Source organism: Corynebacterium coyleae (genome assembly GCF_030408635.1).
Taxonomy (GTDB): domain Bacteria; phylum Actinomycetota; class Actinomycetes; order Mycobacteriales; family Mycobacteriaceae; genus Corynebacterium; species Corynebacterium coyleae.
In genome coordinates this window covers 619493-639329 of sequence record NZ_CP047198.1, presented here as the reverse complement: position 1 = coordinate 639329, position 19837 = coordinate 619493, and the positions used below count along the sequence as shown (strand labels likewise).

The following is a 19837-nucleotide window of genomic DNA, read 5'->3' as shown; positions in this document are numbered from 1 at the left end:
TTCTCTCAAAGAGTTGGTTGTGAACACCATGCTAGATACAAAAATGGTGCATCGCGCGCCCACTTCGCGCGATGCACCTGGTCCTGGGGGGACGGGATAACTATAACCCGTTACTGCGCCTTCTGGTACTCAGCCACTGCACGGTCGAGTTGGTCGATGGCGCGACCGTACTCCTCGAAGGAGCCGTTGCGGGCACTCTCCAGGTTACGAAGAGCATCATTGATCCTGTTCAGGGCCTCGTCACGGTTTACCTTCGGCGCGTTATCACCCTCCGGTGTGGCTTCCTTGTTTTCCTCAGCGGGGGTAGTTTCAGCCTCACCCTGTGGTGCGTTTTCGTCCACCACTTCGACTTCCTGGGCTGCGTCAGAGTGGATACCCACCTGCTTCAGCGCCTGGGACACGGTCGGGGCGTAGCCCACCTGGCCGCGGTAGAACACCAGCACGCGCAACAGCTTCGGGAAGGCCGAGGCCTGGTCCTTGCGCTGCGAGTAGATCGGCTCGACGTAGAGGATCTCGCCGCCGCCCACCGGCAGGGTGAGCAGGTTGCCGTTCTTCAGATCGTTCGTCCCCTCCCACAGGGTGCGGTCACGCGCCACCTGGTCGGAGGACATCAGGGCGTCCTGAGCCTGCTTCGGTCCCTGGGTTTGGGTATTCGTCGGCAGGACGCGCACGGTGATGTTGCCGTAGGTCTCCGGATCAGAAGACACCGCCATGTGTGCGGACAGGAACTCGCGGTTCAGGCCACGGAACGGGGTGATCAGCTGGAAGGACGGCTTATTGGTCTCCGGGTCAGCGGCCACCACGTAGTACGGCGGCTGGTTCAGCTGGTCGCGGCCTTCCGGTGCGGTCGGGTCGTTCGGCACAGACCAGAAGGCGTCGTTGTTGAAGAACACGCCCGGGTCATCCACGTGGTAGCGCGCCAGCAGGTCACGCTGGACCTTGAACAGATCCTCCGGGTAACGCAGGTGGTCACGCAAGGAGTCGGAGATCTCCGAGTTCGGGCGCACGGTGCCCGGGAAGGACTTCATCCACGCGTTGAGTACCGGGTCGGACTCGTCGAACGCGTAGAGATCCACGGTGCCGTCGTAGGCATCAACGGTGGCCTTGACGGAGTTGCGGATGTAGCCGACGTTGTCGGTGATCAGACGCTGGGTGGTGCCGTCCGGATTCAGCGCGTCCTGCGTGGTGTCCTGCAGGGAAGTACGCGTGGAGTACGGCAGCTGGGAAAGCGTGGTGTAGCCGTCCACGATCCACTTCACGCGGCCGTCGATAACAGCCGGGTAGGTCTTGGAGTCGGTGGTCAGCCACGGTGCGACCTTTTCCACACGCTTGCGCGGGTCACGGTCGTAGAGCACCTTCGAGTTGCCACCAACACGGTCGGACAGCAGGAAGCTCAGTTCCTGGTACTTCACGGCGTAGGCCACGCGGTTGATCGGGTTGCCGATGTCCACGCCGCCCTTGCCGGTGTAGGTGTAGGTGGAGTTGTCGGTGTCGTACTCCACCGGGCCCTGGCCGTTATCGCCCACAATGGCGTAGTCCAGACCATCCTGCGCAGAGGCGATCACCGGGCCGAAGTAGATGCGCGGCTCTTCTACCTTGATGCCCAGCTCTTCAGCCTCGCCGGCCTCCTTGGCGGCGGCGTTGGCCTGCAGGTCGGACACGGTAAAGATTGGCAGGCCACCGCGGGTGGAGCCGGCGTCCTGCGCGGCCTCGTCGACAGTATTGGCCTGCGCTGCGACAAAGCCGTTGCCGTGGGTGTACACGGTGTGGCGGTTAATCCAGTCGCGCTGGTTTTCACTCAGCGCGTTCGGGTCCATCTCACGCGCGGCGACAACGTAGTCGCGCATCTGGCCGTCGACCTCGTAGCGGTCCATGGCCAGCTGGTCTGGGAAGCCGTAGAAGTTACGCAGCTGCTGGTTCTGGGTAAACGTCGGGGAAATGATGTCCGGGTCCAGCAGGCGCAGGTTGGAGATCGTCGCCGCATCCTTAGCCACATCGGTGTTTGAGGTGTTGCCGCCCCAGTTCTCCATGTAGGTGACTTTGTCGTCGGTCAGCCCGTATGCCTCGCGTGTGGCTTCGATGTTGCGGCCGATGTACTCGTATTCCTTGGCCTGACGGTTCGGCTTGACCGAGAACTGCTCCAAAAGCGCCGGCCACACGTTGCCCACCACGATGGAGGACACCAGCATGAGCACCGTTGCCAGCACCGGAACGCGGAAGTCCTTGAACACGATGGAGGCGAAAAACGCCGCTGCGACAACCACAGCGATGACGGTGAGGATAATCTTCGCGGGCAGCATCGCGTTGACCGCGGTGTAGGACGCACCGGTGAAGATGTCGTTCTGGCTGGATAGCAGGTAGTAGCGGTCCAGCCAGTAGGTCACGGCCTTGGTCAGCATCCACAGGCCTGCGGTGACGGCGAGCTGGATGCGTGCCGGCTTGGACACCATGCCTTTGACTCCGGTGACGTTGTTGCCAATGCGGATGCCACCGAGCATGTAGTGGCCCACCGCACCGATCAAAAATGCCACGGCGAGCAGCATGGACAGCGTGCCCACAATCGCAGAGATTGCCGGCAGGCTAAACGCGTAGAAGCCAAGATCCTTGCCAAACTGCGGGTCGGTGGTGCCAAAGTCCCCACCGTTGAACCACATCATGAACACACGCCACATGCGCTGGCCAGCAAGACCAGACATGATGCCCACGATCACCGGCACCCAGGTCAGCAGCCCCTTCACACCGTCTTGCACGGCGGCGCGGTACTGCGCTTGCTGCGAGGTCTCGCCGAAAATATCGCCGCTGTCTTGTTGCCTGCCACGCCACGCAATCCGTGCCGCTGCCCATGCGACGGCTGCACCAAGCAGCGCGAAGATGACAAACAGCACGACACGGAAGAGGATCACTCGGTTGAAAACACCGCGGAAGTCAACCTCCCCAAACCAGAGAAAATCGGTATAGATACCGATCAGCACTGGCAGGAGGAAGAAAAGTGCGGCGAGTACACCGAGTGTGACCATGAGGCCTTTATTCGGTTTCTGCGACCGTGGTTGTGGCCGGGTGAGGCGGGTAGCCAAGCCTGCTCCTTAGGAATAGTGTTGTCCAACGTCTATGTGCATTACAGCCTAGAAAGTTTAACGGCCAACAATCCGGAAAGGTTCCCGTGCGCGAACAACAAGCCCTGAATAAGGCCATGATGGAGGCCGTCGATTTCGTCCACGCCGAAGGTTGGGACGCCCCGCCAACCCTCTTCGGTCTGGTACCAACGCAATTGCTTGTCGACGAGCTGGGCACCCTCGACGACTCCTCCCCCCTCACCCTGGTTGTGCAGGAATTGCCGGAGAATATCCTGCCCGGTTCCGAGGAGCTCGGCGAGTACGTCACCCGCCTGGCCTGGCCGCGTGAGGTTGAAGGCGTGATCCTGGCGCAGGAGATCCTCTTCCGCGACGCCTCTGCCCCGGCGGATGCCGAGGCGCGCCCGGCGCGGTTGTTCTCCGGCGTGCTGCGTACCGAAGACATCGAGCAGACCCTGCTGCAGATGCGCCTGACGGATGAAGAGTTGGAGGAGCGCGGCCCCTTCGCACAGGACGACATCGAGCTGCGTGGCGGCCCGGATGTCGCGCCGGGTGTGATCGCTGCGCTGCGCTACGGGCTTGAGCAAGACCCGGACGACCTGGTTTAAGCTAGACACCCGAAACCCAATCCAAGGAGCTTCTGACCGTGTCTGTGTCCCGCCGCGCAATCGCCTCCGCTGTCCTTGTCGGCTCGCTGTCTCTCGCCGCCTGTGGTGGTGGCGATAACGACGAGGCCAACGCGACCAGCAGCCCCATCTCGACGTCGTACATCAGCGAGGACCCAACCACCTCCTCGGATTCGGAGACGACCACGCCTGAAACGACCACCTCCGTGACAACTACCATCGCTGCGTCTGAATCTGGCACGGCGTCGGAGTCGGAGTCGGCTTCCGAGACGGTGTCGTCGACAAGCACAAGCTCGACGAAACGGGAGAAGGCGGGCTCGTCGGCGGAGGCGACCTTGGAGAAGGTACGCGAGCGCTTCGCCTCCCTTGCGCCTGAGGAGTTCTTCGACCAGTTCGAAGGCTGCGGCGCCGGCGGGATCAGCGGTTCTTATGACTGCCAGGGCGACGAGATCGGCCAGTTCCAATTCTTCGACTCCGAATCGAAGGCGGCCTCCTCGACCCAACTGCTCACGGAGCTGCGCTCCTCGCGCGTGGTGGAAGACTCCGGCGACCGCGTAGTCGGCTGGTCCACGCTGGGCACCTCCGCGATCATCACCGTGGTGGATAACCGCGAGGGCCTGGTCATGCAGCAACTGATCTCCTCCGACCAGGAGGACCCGCGCCAGCGGATCTACGACCTCGGCCTGGCGAAGAAGCCCTAACCCTTAGCCGTCGCAGGTTGGCACGTCGCGGCCTGCGGCGAACGCCTCCATCGCATCCACTGCCTCCTGGAGGGTGGACACGGCGGCGACGGTCATATCGCCAGCGTCGGCCTGCTTCACCGCATCACAATTGCCCTTCGGCGCGAGGAACAACTCGGCGCCCTCATCGCGCGAGCCACGGATTTTGTGGGTGATACCGCCGATGGGGCCGACCTCGCCGTCGTCGTTAATCGTGCCGGTACCGGCAACGAACTTGCCCCCGTTGAGCTCGCCTGGCGTCAACTTGTCAATCACCGCCAGCGAAAACATCATGCCCGCACTCGGACCACCGATGTCGTTGAGGTTGTAGTGCACCTTCAGGCCATCGGCGGGCTCAGAATCCATGAGAATGCCAAGCATCGGCTTGCCCTTCTCGTGCGGATTCTCCTTCAGCTCGACGGTCTTCGTCTCTTCTTTGCCGTCGCGGCTGATGGTCACATCCACCGTCTCGCCGGGCTTTTTGGCAAAGACCACGTCCTGGACCGCGCTCGGCTTGGCTACCGGAGTGGAGTCGATGGCAAGGATCTTGTCGCCTTGCTGCAAGATCCCGTCCGCGGCAGCGCCTTTGACCACGTCATGGATGTTCACCGTTGTGGGTTTGCCCAGATAGTGCATCGCCGCAACCGTCGCCGACGCCTCCGACGCGACAAACATCTGCTGGTTAAACTCGCGCGTTTCTTCCTCGCTGCGATCCGCCGGCATCACCTGCTCGATCGGCACCAACGTGTCCTTAGTCACCGCCCAGCGGGCCAACGCCTGGCCCAACGTCATATTCGTGCGCACCGACACCGTGGTCATATTCAGCTGCCCGCCAGTCTCAAGGGTCTCCGCCCCCTCGATGTCCACCACGGGCGTGCCCTGGATCTCGCTGAGCGTGTCAAACGTCGGGCCCGCCCCTTCCGCCGCGTACGGCACCGTGAGCTTGATGTCCGTGCCGGGAATGTGGTCCATCGTCATTCCCACCGCAAGCAACGCGATAGGCACTGCACCCCACACCAGCGTGGAAAAACGCTTGTTCGCTGTCTTGGTCGCGGGCGTGTGTTCTGCCGCGTCCGCTGGTGTGTGCGCGTTCGTCATGGTGGCACATGTTAGCGCAGCAACCAGCAGCTCCAACCCGCGCCGTTGTGCAGCTGTATTGTGGCGCCTATGAGTAACGGATTCGGATTCTCCTTTCCCAACGACGGCAACGACGACAACGAGGGCAGGGACAACGAAGGCAACAACAACGACAACGGGCGTGGCGAGCCGACCAACCCGTTTGCAGCCTTCGGTTTCGGCGGAAACTTTGGGTCCGGCGGGTTCGGTGGATTCGGTGGCCCCGGCGGCCCTGGGGGCGCTGGTGGCGCTGGTGGCGCTGGTGCTGGCGGGCTTGGCGACATCCTGAATCAGTTCGGCCAAATGCTCTCCGGCATGGGCTCCTCCATGAACGCCCAGGAGGACGGCGACGCCGTCAACTTCGACCTGGCCGCCCGCATGGCTCGCCAGCGCATCGCCGGGGTGAACCCGGTCAGCGAGGCAGACTCCCGCGCCGCCGAGGAGTCCTTCCGCCTAGCGGAGCTCTGGCTCGACGGTGCCACCGCACTGCCCGCCAGCCAGGCACAGGCCAAGGCCTGGAACGCCCAAGATTGGCTGGAGCAGACCATGCCGATGTGGAAGCGCCTGGTCAACCCGGTCGCCGCCAACATGGCGCGCGCCCAGCTAGACACCATGCCCGAAGAGGCCCGCGAGATGATGGGCCCGATGGTCAGCATGGTTAACCAGATGAACTCCATGCAGTTCGGCATGAAGTTGGGCCACGCACTGGGTGACCTTGCCCAGCAGGCGCTGACCGGCACCGACTTCGGCCTGCCTGTCGCACCCGCCGGCATTGGTGCGGTCCTACCGCGCAACATCGCGGAGATTTCCAAGGGGCTGGACCTGCCGGGCCAGGAAGTGATGGTCTACATCGCCGCACGCGAGGCCGCGCGCCAGCGCCTGTTCCGCAACGTGCCGTGGCTTGTCGAGCGCCTCGTGTCCTCCGTGGAGGAATACGCCGCCGGCCTGCAGATTGACACCTCCCACATCGAAGAGGCCGTCCGCGACCTGAACCTGGATGGTGGCGATCCTGCACAGATCCAGGAGGCCATGCAGCGCCTGCAAGACGAGGACCTCTCCCCGCGCGTAGGCACCCGCAACGCTACCTCCACGTCGCGCTTGGAAACCCTGATCGCGCTTGTCGAAGGCTGGGTTGACGTCGTCGTCGACGAAGCCCTCAGCGAACGCATCCCCACCACCCCGCAACTCGCCGAGGCGTGGGCACGCCGCCGCGCCACCGGTGGTTCTGCTGAGCAGGCCTTTGCAAACATCGTCGGCATCGAACTCGCAGCACCCCGCACCCGCGAGGCCGCCGAACTGTGGCGTCGCGCAGGCACCGCTGTGGGCGTGGATCGTCGCGACGCCGTCTGGGAGCACCCCGACCTCCTGCCGTCCAGCGAGCAGCTGGACAACCCGGCGTCCTTCATCGACACGCTTCTCGACGACGCCCCCGACACCGACCTCGACGACGAATTTGCCAAGTTAGAGGAAGAACTGCGCAACAACCCCGAGTTGAAGCGCGAAGACGGCGACGGCAAGGACGACGGCAGCCAGGACGGCACGGAGCTGTAGGCGCTGCCTGGCCGCGCGTCGGGGCTGGGCTAGCCGTAGCGCTGGTAGGCCTCCAAAAACCCGCGGGCGCGCTCCGCCTTGGGCACCCGATCCGCCCAGGCGTAGAACTCTTTCGAATGGTTCGGGATGAAGGTGTGCGTTAACTCGTGCACCAGCACCGCGTCCAGCACGTAGGCCGGTACGTCGCGAAGCCGATCGCTGATGCGGATATTACCGGTCGATACGGTGCAGGAGCCCCAGCGCGTGTTCTGGTTGGACACCCACCGCACCGAACCAATCGTTGCCCGCCCCTGCAGAATTTCCTTGTTCAGGGTTTCGGCGCGGGTGCGTAGGGAGTCGTCGTCAAGCAAACGCGTCGACGTTTTCTTCTCCAACTTGGTCAGCATCTGCTCCACCATCTCGCGCTCCTGCGCTTTGGTGAAGTGCGCCGGAATGCGGATCTCCGCCACCCCGCCGACCACCCTGGCCTGCACCGTCTTCGCACGACGGGCGGAGCGGATCACGCGATATTGCATCCCAGACATAGCGCAACATTGTAGGATGCGACGCGGGGGTGGAACACACGTGGCAATCCAAGAACACACACGCATACAACTCGCGCGCGGCGTCCGCGTTTTCGTACGCGCGCCAGAAACAATCCAGTTCGGGGCGGACGCGACACGCACCGGGCTCATCACCGTGCCCAGCGCCGACGGGGTGGTCACGGTCCTCGACTCACTGACACATCCGCGGATGCTCAAAACCGTTGTCGCAGCCCTTGCGGTGCATCTCGGTGAGGCGCGTGCACGCAGTCTTATCGACGACCTCATCACCTACCGGCTCCTCATCCCCACCACCACCCCACAAGTGCTGGTGGTGGGGCGCGACGCGCTGGCCTCCCAGATCACGCTGCTGCTGTCGCGCCGTGGTGTGGTGACGCGCAGCCCGATGAAGGACGAGTCGGTGAGCAAGTTCCTGCTCGATCACGAGCCGCACCTGCCGGTGCTTGCCGTGAACTGTGCTGCCGAGGTGGATCAGATCGCCGCCGCGACCCGTGGCCGGCGTGGTCCTGTGGTGCCGGTGACGCAGTTCGACGCGCGCGTGGTCGTCGGCCCTGTGTGCGCTCCGTCTGGGCCGTGCCCGGTGTGCGCCCGGCTGTACCTTTTGGACCGGGACCCAAACATCGACCAGGTGGAGGAGCACCTCCCGCCGGCAATCGCCGCCGAGCCGGTTTCCCTGGCGGCCGGTGCGGTGGCGGCCGCAACGGTGGCGGGCAGGCTTGCCGGTGCGCCCGACCCGCCCGGGGTGTCGGCACCGACGCCTGTAGCCGGTGACGTGGTGGTCGCGGACCCGTTCGCGCCTGTGCCTGTGGTGTCGCAGCGGGTGCCGTCGCACCCGGACTGCCCGATGTGCTTCTAGCGCTGGCTGGGCTGGCGCGGCTGGGGTGGCGCGGCTGGGCTGGCGCGGCTGGGGCTGCCTTAGTGGCGGTGCTCCTCAAGCGTTGCCAGCACGCCCGCGCCGTACTCCTCCACCTTCACCGGCCCGATGCCGGAGATGCCAAGCAGTTCCGTCTCGTTTGCGGGCATGGCTTCGGCGATTGCCATGAGTGTCACGTCCGAGAACACCATGTAAGCCGGGCGTCCCGCTGCGCGTGAGACGTCGAGGCGCCAGCGTTTCAGGGCGGCGAGCACGTTCTCGTCGTAACTCGGCTCGCACTCCTCGTGGCGTCCGAGCGCCTTGTCTGCTGGGCTGAACAGCGGGTTGCCGCATACGCGACAGCGGCGGTTGCGCTTGAGGCGTTCCGGGGAGCGCTCCACATCAAGTTCCGGTGCGATGCCGTCCAAGAAGCGCGACCGCGACCGGTTCTTTCGCCCACCTTCCTGGCGCGACAGCGACCACGACAAGTGCAGGTGCTCACGCGCACGCGTCACCCCGACGTAGAACAGGCGGCGTTCTTCTTCGATCTGGTCGTCGCCGGCCTTGATCGCGTGCGAGATCGGCAAGGTGTTCTCCACCAGGCCAACGAGAAATACTGCGTCCCACTCCAGGCCCTTCGCGGCGTGCAGGCTGGCCAGGGTCACCCCGTCCACAGCGGGTGGCTGCTTGGCTTCTGCGCGCTGGCGCAACGAGCGCAACACCTGCGGGAGATCCTCGGCTTCTCGGGTGCGGACGATCTCCTCGATGAGATCCACAAGCGCGCTGAGTGACTGCCAGCGCTCACGAGCCTGGGCGCCCTCGGGTTCGGTCTGGGTCAGGCCGATGGGTGCGAACGCGGCGCGGGCGACCGCCACCGGGTCGTCCGGCAGGTCGGTGCGGCGGGCGGCTCGGACCAGGGCTGCGATGGCTTCGCGGATCTCGGCGCGGTGGAAGAACCCTTCCCCACCACGGACTTGGTAGGCAATGCCGGCATCCGCCAGCGCCGCTTCAAACGCGGCCGACTGGGAGTTAATGCGGTACAGGATGGCGATTTCGCGGGCGGGGACGCCGTCATCAAGCAAACGCCTGATCGCGCGGGCCACGGCGCGAGCCTCAGACGGCTCGTCGTCGTAACCGTTGAACTGTGGCGCCGGACCGCGCCCGCGCATGCCCTCCAGTTCCAGGCGAGTGCCGGCGACGCGCCCCTTGGCCTTGCCGATGACAGTGTTGGCCAACTCGGTGACTTCTACCGTGGAACGGTAGTCGCGCTGCAGTTTCACCACCGTGGCGTGCTCGTAGGTGCGCGAGAAGTTCAGCAGGTAATCCGGGGTGGCGCCGGTAAACGAGTAAATGGTCTGGTTGGCATCGCCCACCACGGTCAAATCGTCGCGATCACCCAGCCAGCCCTCCAGCACGCGCTGCTGCAGCGGGGTGACGTCCTGGTACTCGTCCACCACAAAGGTCTGGTACTGGGCGCGGAACTCCTCCGCCACCGCAGGTGCGTTCTCAAGCGCGCCGGCGACGTGCAGCAGCAGGTCGTCGAAATCGAGCAGCATGCCATCCGGGCTCGTCTTCGCCTCCTCGTAGAGGCGGTACACCTGGGCCACGCGCTGCGGATCCGTCGGCGGGGTGCGCGGGGTATCGGCGATGCGTGCGGCGTAATCCTCCGGGCCGATCACGCTGGCTTTGGCCCACTCGATCTCGCTAAGCAGGTCGCGCACCATTTCCTTGCCCGTATCCAGCCCACCTGCGCGGGCGGCGCGGGCGACCAACGGGAACTTGTTATCCAAAAGCCGCCACGGCAGGTCACCGGCGATCTGCGGCCAGAAGTACTGCAACTGCCGCATGGCCGCGGAGTGGAACGTGCGCGCCTGCACTCCCCCGATACCCATGGTGCGCAGACGGTCGCGCATCTCCCCTGCCGCGCGCTGGGTAAACGTCACGGCGAGCACCTTGTTCGGGGCGACCGTGCCGCGATCGATCAGGTTGGCAATGCGATACGTAATCGTCCTCGTCTTACCCGTGCCCGCACCGGCGAGGATGCACACAGGCCCGCGGGGTGCTTCGGCGGCGACACGTTGGTCGCTATCAAGCACGCTCAGATCAATCCTCATCGCGCACTGCCTTCTCCGCCTGGCGGCGGATATCCGGGGTGTTCATGCGCACGTACAGGAGGCGATCGCCCGGCTCGACCGTTTCTGCTTCGGGGGAATCGATGCGGTAGAGCTCACCGGAGCGCACCACGCCAAGCACGATGTCTGCCAAGTGGCGCGGGTTCGCACCAACCTCGTCGTCCGCGATCTGACGCTCTGCCACCGCGAAGCCTTCGTCCGGACTGAGCAGATCCTCCATCATCTCCACCACGGGCGGGGTCACCGTTGCGATGCCAAGCAGACGTCCGGCCGTTTCGGAGGAGACCACCACCGAGTCCGCGCCCGACTGCATAAGCAGGTGTTGGTTCTCACCCTCTCGCACGCTGACCACGATCATGGCACTCGGCGCCAACTCACGCACCGACAGCGTGATCAGCACAGCCGTATCGTCCGAAGACGGTGCCACGATCACCGAACGCGCACGGCTCACCGCCGCAATGCGCAGCACGTCCGACTTGGTGCCATTGCCGTGCACCGTGACCAAACCGTGCTTCTCCGCGACGGCAAGCGCAGCCGGGTCTGGGTCGATGACAACAATCGACGACGGCGACGCACCGCCTGCCACCAATGCGTCGACCGCCGAGCGGCCCTTCGTGCCGTAGCCGATAACGATGGTGTGGTTGCGCACGGTATTCCTCCACTGTTGGATCTGCAGCGTCTTACGGGAATCCTCCGTCAGCACCGACAAAGTCGTACCGACGAGGAGCATCAGGAAGGCCACACGGGCCGGAGTGACGAAGAAAATGTTGATGACTCGGGCCGACTGCGTCACCGGAGTGATATCACCGTAGCCCGTGGTAGACAGGGTCACCGCCGAGTAATACAACGCGTCAATGAACGTCAACGGCTCGGAGTATCCATTGCGATCAATGAACGCGACGATCGCGACGGCAACGATAAGCAGCAGGGCGTAGCCGAACCGGCGCGCGATCAACGACCACGGCGTCGCCCGCTCGAGGGCCGGGATACTGACCACATCGAGCAGGTGGTGCACCGGGATCGCCGTTTGATCCGCGGCGTTCGCGCTCAGCGTAAAAACCCTGCGCAGTTTCATTCCGTTTCGTCCTTACCCTTGCCTTCAGCAGATCTGCTGAGTAGCTCTTCGAGTTCTGCCGCATCGGGCAGACTACGCGGAGCATACGTCTCACCGGTGCGCACGTAGAAAAATACAGCGCGAACCGGACGACCGTCACCACAGATACGCTCCCAAGCCGCCTTGTAAACCGCAAGCTGCAACTGCGCCGCTTCCATCGCATCCCGCTTCGGCTTCTCGCCGGTCTTCCAGTCCACGACGGTCCAGCCGTCCACATCCTCGAAGACGGCATCCATACGTCCGCGGACCACGCCCTCGCCCACGGCGAGCTCGAAGGGATGCTCCACAAACGTCGGGGTGCGCGACGCCCACTCACTGGCCTCAAAGTTTCGCTTGAGCCGCTCGAGTATCGCGCGATCCACCTCAGCCTCATCCCCGCCGGGAAGTTCGTCTTCGGTCAGCAACGGGCGTGCACCGTAGAACTCCTCCAACCACTCGTGGAAGGCGGTACCGCGCTTGGCGTAAGTGTTCGGCTTAAACGGCACTGGGCGGCGTGCCCGGCGCGCGAACTGCACCGGGTCGGCCTTCAGCGCCACCACATCGGACGCGGTCAGTTCGCCCGGCATGACCACCGGGACGTCGCCGGCCTGGGCCTGCTCGTGTTCTTCGATGAGTGCAGAGACGTCGCGCTCCCAGAGGGTAAACAGTTCGCCGTCTACGAACTTTGGCAGGTTCTCGCGCGCGGCGTTGACCGCCTGCGCGGCTGCTTCGTCCTCGGCTAGCGGGGCGTAGTTTGGCCAGCGGCCGGTGCGCTCGCCGTCGTCGACAAGAGCGTCGGCGCTGGCGTCTGCGTCGGTGTCTGCTTCAGCATTCGTACCGTCGTCCCACACCACCACGCACTCGGGTGCGACAACGTCGCGCATGGTGGCGAAGTGCTCGTACGGCGCTGCTTCCTTGACCACGTCAGGCCTACGGCGCGAACCTGTGACGATGAGTTTCCCGCCAGAACGCGTCACCGCAACATAGAACAGACGCGCTGCTTCCTCCGCCAGGTCCGCGGTGACGTGCTTCTTCCATGCCTCGCCCGCCCTCTGGTAGTCGGTGCGCGTGTCCACCTCGCCGAACTCCGGGAAGGTCTCCGGATCGCCGTAGGTCTCCGTAGGCAGGAACTGCACGAAGGTGAGGAAGGTTTCCGTCTTCGGCTTATACGTCTCCGAATCGGCATGCAGCACCGCGACGGTATCCCACTCCAAGCCTTTCGCCTTGTGGGCTGTCATGATCTGCACCCGGTCGTCCTTCACCGTCACCGCACCCGGGGTCAGGCTGTCTTCGTGCTCGCGGGCGAGTTCGAAGTAATCCAGCAGTCCGTCCAGGCCTGCGCCGGGGTAATTGGCTACCTCCTCCAACAGTCGATCCAGATGCACCGCGCCCGTCGCGCTGTGGCGGGAGAGCACCTCGGTGCGGATGCCGAAGACGTGGATGATGTCCGCGAACAGGTCACTTAAGCGCTTGCCCAGGCTGTGGGTGCGCAGCCAACGCAGCTTGGCGGCCGTATCGCGCATGCGCTGCAGGCCTTCTTCGCTGTAGCGTTCCGGCTCGCCGAGATCCGCCAGCGCATCCGTGAGTCCTTCTGGGCGGTCGGTGCGCGCCTTGATGTCGTCGGCTTGGGCAATCGCCTCTTCGAGTTGGCTGACCAAGTGGGCGTAGGGGTCGCTGATACGCTGCGTGTTTTCGCGGTGGTCTTCTTTGCCGCGCAGGTTGTTCGCGCGCGATGCCAGCGCACGCAAGTCCGCAAGGCCCAACCCAACAGCTGGCCCGCCGAGGACACGCAGTGCTGCCGCGGTGTCGTCGGGACGCACAAGCATTGTCGCCACGGCAACCGTATCGGCGACCTCCGGCACGTCCAGCAACCCGCCCAGGCCAACGATTTCGTAGGGCACACCGCGGGCCTCGAGTGCTGCGGCGATGAGTTGCGAGTGCTTGTTCTTGCGCACAAGCGTGGCCGCCGAAAACGGCTCCTCGGCCTCCTGGGCCTGGGCGTATGTCTTCGCCAGCTCATCGGCGACGAACTCGATCTCTTCGGCCTGCGTGCCAAAGAACCCGAGCGTGACATCGCCAGCATCCGCCCCCGGGCGCGGCGCCAACGGTGCCACGGCACGCTTTGTCTCGTCGGTGCCCAGGATCGCATCGGACACCCCGTTGGCCAGATCCAGCACCTCAGGTGGGTTGCGCCACGAGGTGGTCAACTGCAACTTCGGCGCTGGTGAGCCGCCTTCAAGCGGGAAGTCCTCTACGAACGCCTGCAGGTTCGCCGCGGTCGCGCCACGCCAGCCGTAAATCGCCTGCATCGGATCGCCCACCGCCGTGACCGTCAGGCCCGGATCTTGCGCTTCGCCGAAAAGGCTGCGCAGCAACACGCGCTGGGAGTGCGAGGTGTCTTGGTACTCGTCCAGCATGACCACGCGGAAGCGATTGCGTTGCGACGCCCCCACCACCGCATGATCACGCGCCAACGCAGACGCGATAGACATCTGTTCGTTGAACGTGATCACACCACGTTTACGCAGCTCCTCGTTCACTGCCTGTGCGAGCGGCAGGTAGTTCACGCGCTCCTTCTGGATATCGCGCCACCCCTGCAGAATCTTCGAAAACTCGATCTTGCTCGCCGAGGGGTACGACTCCGTCTCTGCAAGGAAGTCGTGGGCATGCTCTGTGACCCACTCCGGGGTGGCAAGTTCGTTGCCCATCGCGGTGATGAGTTTGAGCACGTTTTGCACCACGCTGCCAAGTGCACGGTTCTTCCCGTCCGGCAGCAACGAACCGGCGTAGTTGCGCACCACCTCGGTGGTGATGGCGTGCAACTCCGCATCCGTAATCAACCGCGCGTCCGGTTCCGCCGGCACGAGCAGGCCGTATTCACGGATCAAGGTGCCTGCATACGAGTCATAGGTGGACACCTGCGGTGCGATGACCTCTAGACGCTTGGCTAATTCCCCAGACGGGTCGAGGCGCGCAACCAGGTCGCGGTTCTGCGCTAGCGTGGCCAGGCGGTCGCGGATGCGCTTTTTCATCTCCTGGGCGGCCTTGCGGGTAAACGTCAGACCCAGAATCTCTTCGGGGCGTGCAAAGCCATTAGCGACGAGCCACACCACACGCGCGGCCATCGTCTCCGTCTTGCCGGCGCCGGCACCTGCGACAACCAGTAGCGGGCCTGGCTGGGCGCCGATAACCTCCGCCTGCTGGTCCGTCGGCGGGAACTTCTGCCCGAGGTAGCGCGACAGCAGCTTCGGGGACATGGTTTCTTGGTTAAACATTGTGAATCATCTCCCCTTCCGGCTGCACCGGGCACAAGGCGCGCACACTGCAGCGATCGCAATGCTTCCCCGTTGTGGCAAGCAGCGTAGGTCCTGTCATTTCGGCGGGCAATGTATCGATAGCCTCGGCGAACTCTGCTAGCTCCTCTGGTGTCTTGGCAGCCTGCTCAAGCACCGTGATGGCCTTGGTGTCCTTCTTCGGGAACACCAGCATCGCACCACCCACGGTGATGTCCGACTCCCCGCGTGCGGTAACGACCCGCTCGCCGTCGAACGTGCCGTGAGCCAGCGCGAGTTGGTAGGTAAGCAACTGGGCGTGCTCACCGATCTCCTTCTTCGTGGGCGCCGTCGCACCAGTCTTTAGATCCACCACGTAGAGCGCACCATCGTCGTCGCGCTCGAGGCGGTCCACACGACCCCGGACGCGCACGTTGTCGCTGACTTGCACGTCAACGGATGTTTCCACCGCGACCTGTTCAAACGCGCCACGGCTCGTTTCTAGCCAGGTGCGGGTGCGCTCCAGCAAGCGCTCAAACTCCTCGATGTCGCGCTGCGCCTTCCACGCAGGTGCGTCACTGACCTCCTTGCGTGCGGCGATCACGGCGTTAAACGCGTCGTCCGGATCCACACCACGGCCGAGCGCTTCCAGGTAGGCGTGGCCCATCACGCCGTAGACCATGTCCATCGACTCGTCCAGGCCCACCATGCGCTGCAATACCTCACTCATCGGGCACTTCAGCAGGCCTTCTACTCGCGACGGCGACAGCGTCGGGCTGGCGCTCAGCGGCTCATCCGTAGACACCGTCGTGGTGGTCCACCACTGCCGAGGGTCCGCACCAAGCACACCCGCGTCCGCCAGGCGCGCCAACTGTCGGGCAGCCTGGGAGCGCGTCGCCTCATCCACCGAAGGATCCGTGAGCACCCGGCGGAACTCCGCCACCAGATCGTCGTGGGCGAGCACGCGCACGAGCGTCTCGGTGTCGTCGCCAAGATCCGCCTGCGATGCCGAACTCAGCCGCAAGCGTGCCGGGGTGAGGCCGTGGTCTTCACAGAATTCCTCGACGAATCGGGAGGGTTCACCTTCTTTCTCCGCGTCTTCGTCGTCAACCGCAGTCACCAGCAGGTATTCGGTGGCGCGGGTGGTGGCGACGGTAAACAGGCGGCGTTCCTCAATCAGACGCTCCACGGTGTGGGAGACCGGCACGTCCGGATCCACGTCATGATCCACCAGGTCGATCAAGTCTTCTTGGCGGAACAGCGAGCCGGTCTCCCCCAGGTTTGGCCATGTATCGTCCTGCACGCCCGCCACGATGACACGGCGAAACTCTCGCCCGACAGCACCGTGAGCGGTGAGCAGCGACACTGCATCGGGGGTTGCGGTGCGCCGGTCGCGCACACCGGTGGGCAGTTCCTGTTCCAGGATGAAGTCCACGAACGACTCCACCCCGGCAGCGGGACGGCGCTCCGTATAGTCGCCCGCAGCATCGAACAGTGCCATGACGGAATCCAGGTCGCGGTCCGCTTGCGAGCCCGTCGCACCACCGCGCAGCGCCGAGGCCAACAAGCGATTCGACAGGCCCGTGGCCTGCCACAGCGCCCAAAGGATCTCTTCTACGCTGCCGTCTTCCGCGTAGGCCTGACGTCCCGCGTCAAGCACGCCACGCACGTGCTGGAGGATGTCGAGCTCACGGTCGGTCAACCACGTATCAAAGTCAGGCAACCCGGCGGGATCCGTCAGCAACTCGCGCAGCGACTCTTCGGCACGACGCTCAGGCGCCCAGCGGCGAAGCCCACGAATGAGGCGACGCAGCGTTACCGGATCCGCACCACCCACAGGCCCAAGCAGCAGGTCGCGCCACTCGCTCGGCGTGAGCTCCTCGTACAGTGCCCGGATGCCCAGCAACAGCGATGCCACCAGGCGCTGCTCCGAAAGCACCAAATCTGTCGGGTTGAGCGACACCGGCACCCCGGAGCGCAACAGCGCGCGGCGCACCGGGTCAATGCCTGTGGTCGAGCGGACAATCACCGCCATATCCCGGTAGTCCACGTCGTGTTCGAAGTGGGCACGGCGCAGCGCATCCGCCACCGCCGCCAGTTGCGTTGCAGAATCGGGCGCAATTGCCACGCTGCGACGCGGATCGCGCTTGGACTCCCCCAGGTCAATCGTGGTGTGCTCCAGCCCGCCAAGGGTGCGGAAGAACTCAGGCGACGCACCACGGAAGTGGAACACCGACTGCTCCTCGTCCCCGCCGACCACACCCAAGTCCGCCTGATCCAGCAGGCGCTTGACCAGCGCGCCGGCAGCGGGTGCGAGGTGCTGGGCATCGTCCACAATCACCGTGTGCCACCTGCACGGCAGCGGCAGTCGCACCGCCTGATCCACCAGCTCCGAGGCGGACAGCCTGCGCGCACCCGAAAGCGCCATCACCTGCTGGTACTCGCGCAAGAATTCGCCAGACGCGCTCCAGATGCCCACATCATGCCGGCTGCCCAGCTCCTCCAGTTCGACAGGGCCAAGACCACGTTCCACTGCACGCAGCAGGAAGTCACGCAGCTGACGGGCAAAGCCGACCAGTGGAAGCGCCGGGCGCAGATCCTCCGGCCACGAGCCACGAGCATCCTCATCTTGGCCTTGGAGCAACTGGCGGATCACTGCGTCCTGCTCCGCGCCGGAGATCAGGCGGATTTCTTCGTCCACATGCGAGCGCAAAATGGCAAAGGCCAGCGAGTGCACGGAGCGCACCATGGGCTCATCGGTAACAAACCCCGACTGCGCCAGCGTGTCCGACAACTGCGAGCGCAGCCGTCCGGCGGTTTCCTTCGAGTCCGTCAGCACCAAAATGCCACCCGGGTCCCCCGCGCCTGCGTGACGACGCACCGCGGCCGCCGCCGTATCCACAAGAAAACTACTCACGCCTGAGGAGGGCCGGCCGGTGACCTTCCACAACCCGGCCTCAGGCAGCGGGTTGTCCCAGGTCCGCGGGGTGATGTTGCGCTCGCGCGGCACGAGGTACGCCTTCGGCTCTAACGCTGCCGGAGGCACTGGTGAAGGGTGTGGAAACAACATAAAGGAGATTGTGCCAGTTCAGTACGACACGACAATCTCAACAACGTCATCTATCGAACATACATCCGAACCGAGCCCGCGAGTCGTGTGTCGACGGTACTCGATCGCCTTCTCCAACAACCAGTCCAGCCTGGGGATATGCGACCAACGCGCCACAATGTCCGGATCCACAGCACCGGCCAGCAGACCATCGACGATCACCAGCGCTGCCGTAAAACCACGCGGGCGCAACCCAACGGACGGATCGAACTCGGTCAGCACAGGCTCAGCGTGGCCATCGAACAGCAAATGCGACAAGAAATCCAGGTGCGCGACCACGCCCTCAGACCCGAGGTGCTCCTCGCGCCACACCGCCCGGTCAGCATTGGCAACCAGCCCGGTGCGCTCGCCGGAGGGGGCTTCGATGCCGGCCACGGCGTCGTCGTAAAGCAATGCTGCTGCAACCGCCTCATCGACACGCTCGCGCGGCTCACCGGTGGCAAACTCAGTCGCGCAATACCCCGCAACGATCAAGCGACCATCCGTCGCACGCACAGGACGCGAAATGCGCAGGCCCTCCCCCGGAACTGCCTTCTCTCGAGCCTTTCCAGACCACGCGGACGTCTCACGCGCATGCGACAACACAACACGCCCGAAGCGCAGGCCATTGTTCCAAAATTGCGGGACCGCAACCGGCTCAATGTCGTCGATCTGGAATGCGGAAAGCACATGTGCCGGAATCGGCTTAAGCAAAGAAACCACCGACACCACCTTCTTAATTCACGGCCGGACGCGGATACGGCCACGGGTTCGGCCGGCACGTGTCGTCGTTGTTCGGGTAGTTCTCCTCCGGGCTCATCTCATGCAACTGCGCATTGTTCAGGCTCAGCGTCTGCTGCATCATGATCGGCGCAAGCGCATTCGCCTCCGGGCACGGCACGTGCTCCGCAAAGCCCACAGCGTGGCCCACCTCGTGATTAATCAGGTACTGGCGGTACGAACCGATGTCACCCTGGAACGGCACGGCACCGCGCACCCAGCGCGACTCGTTAATAATCACCGTGTCCTCGCCCGTAATGCGAGTACGGCAACTCGTCTCCGTACCCAACGCGGCACCACAGAGCTCCGCCGTCGTATCCAGAGAGGTCAAACGGATCTTCAGCGTCGGATCCTGATCTGCCGACACGTGTTCGAAGCGGAAGCGCGGATCGTTCGTCCACCCGCGCGGATCCATCAACGTTGCATCCACCATCTGGGCAAACGACTGATCCCCGCCGTAACCGGAGGCGTCGATGCCGTGCTCGACCTCGACGATGTAGCGCACCACAATCTCAGTGCCCTGGCCCGCATTGGCACCAGGGATGCCGACCTCGTAGAACGTGCCCTCACCCGTCGTGGTGTACGGGCCACCCGGCGGCAGATCGTGCGGGTCAAAGATGCCTTCCGCGATCTTCGCAGGCTCCAGCGGCTTCGGTTGATCCGCATCCGCACCAGCCATGCCCGCTTCTCCGGCCGGAGCCGACGCGGACTCGGCGACCGTCCCGATCGCCTGCTCATCCGGGTTTTGCACCATGTCCAGCAGGACAAACACGGTAATTACCGCAAGCACCGGGATTGCATACGCGCGCCACCCGTACTCGCGGGCAAAGGCGACAAGACGTCCCTCTTCGCGGCTTGTGCCCTGCGGGGTGTCGTCGCCAGACTCCATGCCCCAGCTATCAAACCAGTCGCCGAAGTCCTCTTCAGCGCCCCCGTGGTGCTCACTATGGCGCCCACCGTGAGACGGAGTGCCCTGCTGTTGTGCCATGTCTGA

Annotated in this window: 13 protein-coding genes; 4 read left to right on the top strand and 9 right to left on the bottom strand. The window is 64.4% G+C overall.

The genetic code is table 11. The features are described from left to right. Window positions 1-110: 110 nt before the first annotated feature. Window positions 111-3017, bottom strand: a complete 2907-nt coding sequence (locus CCOY_RS03080; protein WP_244268764.1) for a UPF0182 family protein — start codon at window positions 3015-3017, stop codon at window positions 111-113. 173 nt (window positions 3018-3190) lie between these two features. Here CCOY_RS03080 and CCOY_RS03075 point away from each other — a divergent pair, with 173 nt between their 5' ends. Both CCOY_RS03075 and CCOY_RS03070 read left to right on the top strand, forming a co-directional pair. After that, window positions 3191-3679, top strand: coding sequence for a PPA1309 family protein (locus CCOY_RS03075; protein ID WP_070451114.1), 489 nt, complete (start codon window positions 3191-3193; stop codon window positions 3677-3679). Window positions 3680-3717: 38 nt separating this feature from the next. Then, window positions 3718-4398 (top strand): hypothetical protein, encoded by a 681-nt coding sequence (locus tag CCOY_RS03070; protein ID WP_092101628.1) that lies wholly within the window; start codon window positions 3718-3720, stop codon window positions 4396-4398. 3 nt (window positions 4399-4401) lie between these two features. Here the strand turns inward: CCOY_RS03070 and CCOY_RS03065 are convergent, their stop codons facing one another. Next, complete coding sequence (locus CCOY_RS03065) at window positions 4402-5514, bottom strand: YlbL family protein (RefSeq protein ID WP_092101625.1); 1113 nt, start codon at window positions 5512-5514, stop codon at window positions 4402-4404. Window positions 5515-5583: 69 nt separating this feature from the next. On the opposite strand from CCOY_RS03065, the gene CCOY_RS03060 reads away from it, so the two are divergent. Next, window positions 5584-7083, top strand: coding sequence for a zinc-dependent metalloprotease (locus CCOY_RS03060; RefSeq protein ID WP_092101624.1), 1500 nt, complete (start codon window positions 5584-5586; stop codon window positions 7081-7083). Window positions 7084-7112: 29 nt separating this feature from the next. On the opposite strand, the gene CCOY_RS03055 is transcribed toward CCOY_RS03060, so the two are convergent. Beyond that, window positions 7113-7607 carry a M48 metallopeptidase family protein gene (locus CCOY_RS03055; RefSeq protein WP_244268688.1) on the bottom strand — a complete coding sequence of 165 codons (495 nt, stop codon included), beginning with the start codon at window positions 7605-7607 and terminating at the stop codon, window positions 7113-7115. Window positions 7608-7647: 40 nt separating this feature from the next. Here CCOY_RS03055 and CCOY_RS03050 point away from each other — a divergent pair, with 40 nt between their 5' ends. Continuing rightward, a complete protein-coding gene (locus tag CCOY_RS03050) occupies window positions 7648-8481 on the top strand; it encodes a hypothetical protein (protein ID WP_092101622.1) in 834 nt (277 codons plus the stop codon). Window positions 8482-8540: 59 nt separating this feature from the next. Here CCOY_RS03050 and CCOY_RS03045 read toward each other — a convergent pair whose 3' ends face one another. Genes CCOY_RS03045 through CCOY_RS03020 form a run of 6 tightly spaced genes read right to left on the bottom strand, consistent with a single transcriptional unit; the run spans window position 8541 to window position 19831 of the window. Continuing rightward, window positions 8541-10592: an ATP-dependent DNA helicase UvrD2 gene (locus tag CCOY_RS03045; protein WP_070840206.1), complete on the bottom strand. Its 2052-nt coding sequence runs from the start codon at window positions 10590-10592 to the stop codon at window positions 8541-8543. After that, window positions 10582-11685 carry a potassium channel family protein gene (locus tag CCOY_RS03040; RefSeq protein ID WP_070483126.1) on the bottom strand — a complete coding sequence of 368 codons (1104 nt, stop codon included), beginning with the start codon at window positions 11683-11685 and terminating at the stop codon, window positions 10582-10584. The genes CCOY_RS03045 and CCOY_RS03040 overlap by 11 nt, the downstream gene beginning before the upstream one ends. After that, window positions 11682-14978 carry an ATP-dependent helicase gene (locus tag CCOY_RS03035; RefSeq protein WP_244268687.1) on the bottom strand — a complete coding sequence of 1099 codons (3297 nt, stop codon included), beginning with the start codon at window positions 14976-14978 and terminating at the stop codon, window positions 11682-11684. The genes CCOY_RS03040 and CCOY_RS03035 overlap by 4 nt, the downstream gene beginning before the upstream one ends. After that, on the bottom strand, window positions 14971-18045 hold the full coding sequence (locus CCOY_RS03030; RefSeq protein ID WP_092101619.1) for an ATP-dependent DNA helicase: 3075 nt from the start codon (window positions 18043-18045) through the stop codon (window positions 14971-14973). Before CCOY_RS03030 ends, CCOY_RS03035 begins: the two co-directional genes overlap by 8 nt. 18 nt (window positions 18046-18063) lie before the next feature. Beyond that, window positions 18064-18786 carry a hypothetical protein gene (locus CCOY_RS03025; protein ID WP_092101617.1) on the bottom strand — a complete coding sequence of 241 codons (723 nt, stop codon included), beginning with the start codon at window positions 18784-18786 and terminating at the stop codon, window positions 18064-18066. Window positions 18787-18799: 13 nt separating this feature from the next. Further along, window positions 18800-19831: a DUF3152 domain-containing protein gene (locus tag CCOY_RS03020; protein WP_224213005.1), complete on the bottom strand. Its 1032-nt coding sequence runs from the start codon at window positions 19829-19831 to the stop codon at window positions 18800-18802. Window positions 19832-19837 lie beyond the last annotated feature (6 nt).